The organism is Streptomyces phytophilus, assembly GCF_013870535.1.
GTDB lineage: Bacteria > Actinomycetota > Actinomycetes > Streptomycetales > Streptomycetaceae > Streptomyces > Streptomyces phytophilus.
Window position 1 is genome coordinate 1 of the sequence record NZ_JACBXC010000629.1, and the last position, 3,497, is coordinate 3,497.

Consider the following 3,497-nt stretch of genomic DNA (forward strand, 5'->3'; position numbering starts at 1 on the left):
GGCGGTGTCAGCAGTGATGCAGGAGTCCTCATGAAGACGCTCGACGACCTCCTCGGCGAAGGCATCGCCGGCAAGCGGGTCTTCGTCCGCGCGGACCTCAACGTGCCGCTGGACGGCACCACCATCACCGACGACGGCCGCATCCGCGCCGTCGTCCCGACGATCGCCAAGCTGGCCGAGGCCGGCGCGCGGGTGGTCGTCGCCTCCCACCTCGGCCGCCCCAAGGGGGCGCCGGACCCGGCGTTCTCGCTCGCGCCGGTGGCGCGCCGGCTGGGCGAACTGCTCGGGGACTCCGCGAAGAAGACGGAGTTCGCCACGGACACCGTGGGCGAGAGCGCGAAGGCCACCGTCGCCGGGCTCGGCGACGGCGAGGTCACGCTGCTCGAAAACCTGCGGTTCAACCCCGGCGAGACCGCGAAGGACGACGCCGGGCGCGGCGCGTTCGCGGACGAACTGGCCGGGCTCGCCGACGTGTACGTGGGCGACGGCTTCGGCGCCGTCCACCGCAAGCACGCCTCGGTGTACGACCTGCCGGCCCGGCTGCCGCACTACGTCGGCTACCTCATCGCCGCCGAGGTGGGCGTCCTGCGCAAGCTCACCGAGGACGTCGCGCGGCCGTACGCGGTCGTGCTCGGCGGCGCCAAGGTCTCCGACAAGCTCGGGGTCATCGACCACCTGCTGGAGAAGGCCGACCGCATCCTCATCGGCGGCGGCATGGCGTACACCTTCCTCAAGGCCAAGGGGTACGAGGTCGGCTCCAGCCTGCTCCAGGAGGAGCAGGTGCCCGCGGTCCGCGAGTACCTGGCGCGGGCCGAGAAGCTCGGCGTGGAGTTCGTGCTCCCCGTCGACGTGGTCGCCGCCCCGCAGTTCCCGGACGTCAAGGCGCAGGCGCCGACCGACCCCGTGACCGCACCGGCGGACGCCATGCCCGACGACGTGATGGGCCTGGACATCGGCCCGGCGTCCGGCCGGCTCTTCGCATCGAAGATCGCCGACGCCGCCACGGTCTTCTGGAACGGGCCGATGGGCGTGTTCGAGCACCCCGACTACGCCGAAGGCACCCGCGCGGTCGCCCAGGCCCTGGTGGACAGCTCCGCGTTCACCGTCGTCGGCGGCGGTGACAGCGCCGCCGCCGTGCGCATCCTGGGCTTCGACGAGAATGCGTTCGGCCACATCTCGACCGGTGGCGGCGCCAGCCTCGAATACCTTGAGGGCAAGACGCTCCCCGGCCTCGCCGCACTGGAGGACTGACCCGTAACGATGAACGACAAGCCGACCCGTACCCCGTTCATGGCGGGCAACTGGAAGATGAACCTCAACCACCTTGAGGGCATCGCGCACGTCCAGAAGCTCGCCTTCGCGCTCCACGACAAGGACTACGAGGCCGTCGAGGTCGCCGTCCTGCCGCCGTACACCGATCTGCGCTCGGTGCAGACGCTCGTGGACGGCGACAAGTTGAAGATCAGGTACGGCGCCCAGGACATCTCGCCGCACGACTCCGGCGCGTACACGGGCGACGTCTCGGGCCCGATGCTGGCCAAGCTCAACTGCACGTACGTCGTCGTCGGCCACTCCGAGCGGCGGCAGTACCACGGCGAGGACGACGCGCTCGTCAACTCCAAGGTCAAGGCCGCGTTCAAGTACGGCATCACGCCGATCCTGTGCATCGGCGAGGGCCTGGAGGTGCGCAAGGCCGGCGACCAGGTCGCGCACACCCTCGCGCAGCTCGACGGGGCGCTGAAGGACGTCTCCGCGGCGGACGCGGAGAGCGTCGTCATCGCCTACGAGCCCGTGTGGGCCATCGGCACCGGCGAGGTCGCCACCCCGGAGGACGCGCAGGAGGTCTGCGGGGCGATCCGGCAGCGGCTGGCCGAGCTGTACAGCGACGAGGTGGCGGACGCGGTGCGCATCCAGTACGGCGGCTCCGTCAAGAGCGGCAACGTCGCGGCGATCATGGCGCAGCCCGACGTGGACGGCGCGCTGATCGGCGGCGCTTCGCTGGACGCGGACGAGTTCGTCAAGATCGCCCGCTTCCGGGACCAGTGAGGCCCGCGGCCCCGGGCCCCTTCCCCCGATCCGGGGAGTAGGCCCGGGCCGCCTGTTCGTCGTAGGCTGTCGGGGGCCGGTCACGCAGGATGACTGCACCGGCCCCCTGACGTATCCGTCCGTCACCGAGAGAGTTGGAAAAGCCGTGACCGTGGCGTTCTCCATCGCCCTGATCATCTTCAGCGGGCTGCTGATGATGCTCGTCCTCATGCACAAGGGCAAGGGCGGCGGCCTGTCCGACATGTTCGGCGGCGGCATGCAGTCCTCAGTCGGCGGCTCCTCCGTCGCCGAGCGCAACCTCGACCGGATCACCGTGGTCGTCGGCCTGATCTGGTTCGCCATCATCGTCGTGCTGGGCCTGCTGATGAAGTTCGACAGCTGAGCCACCACATCGACCGACGGTACGTAGACTAGGGCGCCCGCGGCGGGGTCGCCGACGATGCCCCGCCGCATTTCACGCAGGGAGTTACGACCGTGGCAAGTGGCAACGCGATCCGTGGAAGCCGGGTCGGCGCCGGGCCGATGGGGGAGGCGGAGCGGGGCGAGTCAGCACCGCGCCTGCGGGTCTCCTTCTGGTGCTCCAACGGGCACGAGACCCGACCCAGCTTCGCCACCGACGCACAGATCCCGGACAGCTGGGACTGCCCGCGCTGTGGTTTCCCGGCGGGCCAGGACCGGGACAACCCACCGGACCCGCCGCGCACCGAGCCGTACAAGACGCACCTCGCGTACGTGCGCGAGCGGCGCAGCGACGCCGACGGCGAGGCCATCCTCGCCGAGGCCCTCGCCAAGCTCCGCGGCGAGATCTGACCCACCCCGGCGCCGAGTTCGCGGGCGGCCACCGGCACTGCGCCGAGCCGCCCCGGCCCCGTCGGCGGCACCCCTTCTTCTCCGGCACAGGCACGTGCACCCGCACCGGCAGCGCGCTGCCGCGCGCGCAGAGCCCCGGCCGCCCGATCTGAGGCGGCGGATAGGGCAACCGACCGAGGTGCCCCGGGTGCCCGCGTACCTACGGTCCCGGCATGCGATCCGAGTCCACCCGCCCGCGGCACACCGCGGCACCCACCTGGCGCGGCGGATTCGGGCGGCTGTGGTCGGCCGCCGTCGTCTCCCGCTTCGGCGACGCCCTGCGGGGCGCCGCGCTGCCGCTGCTCGCCGTCGGGCTGACCGACTCCACGCTGCTCGTCGCGCTCGTCACCGCCTGCGGCTTCCTGCCCTGGCTGCTCTTCGGGCTGATCGGCGGCGCGATCGCCGACCGGGTCGACCAGCGGCGCGCGATGTGGGTCGTGGACGTGCTGCGCGGGCTGCTGATGGCGGCGTTCGCGCTCGCCGTGTGGCTGGACCGGGCCGGCATCGCGCTGCTCCTCGTCCTCGCCTTCGCGCTGACCGCGCTGCAGACCGTCTTCGACAACGCCGCCACCGCCCTGCTCCCCGCCGTCGTGCCCGCCGCC

The 3,497-nt window shown here is 71.9% G+C and carries 5 protein-coding genes; all 5 read left to right on the forward strand.

Annotated elements, in window-relative coordinates; translation table 11 throughout:
* Positions 1 to 30 precede the first annotated feature (30 nt).
* Entirely contained in the window at positions 31 to 1,251 is a 1,221-nt protein-coding gene (locus H5J30_RS22555) for a phosphoglycerate kinase (protein WP_181789212.1), read from the forward strand.
* A gap of 9 nt (positions 1,252 to 1,260) precedes the next feature.
* On the forward strand, positions 1,261 to 2,046 hold the full coding sequence (gene tpiA, locus H5J30_RS22560) for a triose-phosphate isomerase (RefSeq protein WP_181789213.1): 786 nt from the start codon (positions 1,261 to 1,263) through the stop codon (positions 2,044 to 2,046).
* A gap of 151 nt (positions 2,047 to 2,197) precedes the next feature.
* Positions 2,198 to 2,428, forward strand: a complete 231-nt coding sequence (secG, locus tag H5J30_RS22565) for a preprotein translocase subunit SecG (protein WP_037720488.1) — start codon at positions 2,198 to 2,200, stop codon at positions 2,426 to 2,428.
* 92 nt (positions 2,429 to 2,520) lie between these two features.
* Complete coding sequence (locus H5J30_RS22570; protein ID WP_078560063.1) at positions 2,521 to 2,856, forward strand: RNA polymerase-binding protein RbpA; 336 nt, start codon at positions 2,521 to 2,523, stop codon at positions 2,854 to 2,856.
* A 212-nt stretch (positions 2,857 to 3,068) separates the two neighbouring features.
* The coding region (locus H5J30_RS22575) for an MFS transporter (RefSeq protein WP_181789214.1) at positions 3,069 to 3,497 on the forward strand (429 nt) is incomplete at its 3' end.

What these genes read in the sequence shown, in the direction of transcription:
- H5J30_RS22555 (WP_181789212.1), top strand. Translation starts at nt 31, where the DNA reads ATGAAGACGCTCGACGACCTCCTCGGCGAAGGCATCGCCGGCAAGCGG.
- tpiA (WP_181789213.1), top strand. Translation starts at nt 1,261, where the DNA reads ATGAACGACAAGCCGACCCGTACCCCGTTCATGGCGGGCAACTGGAAG.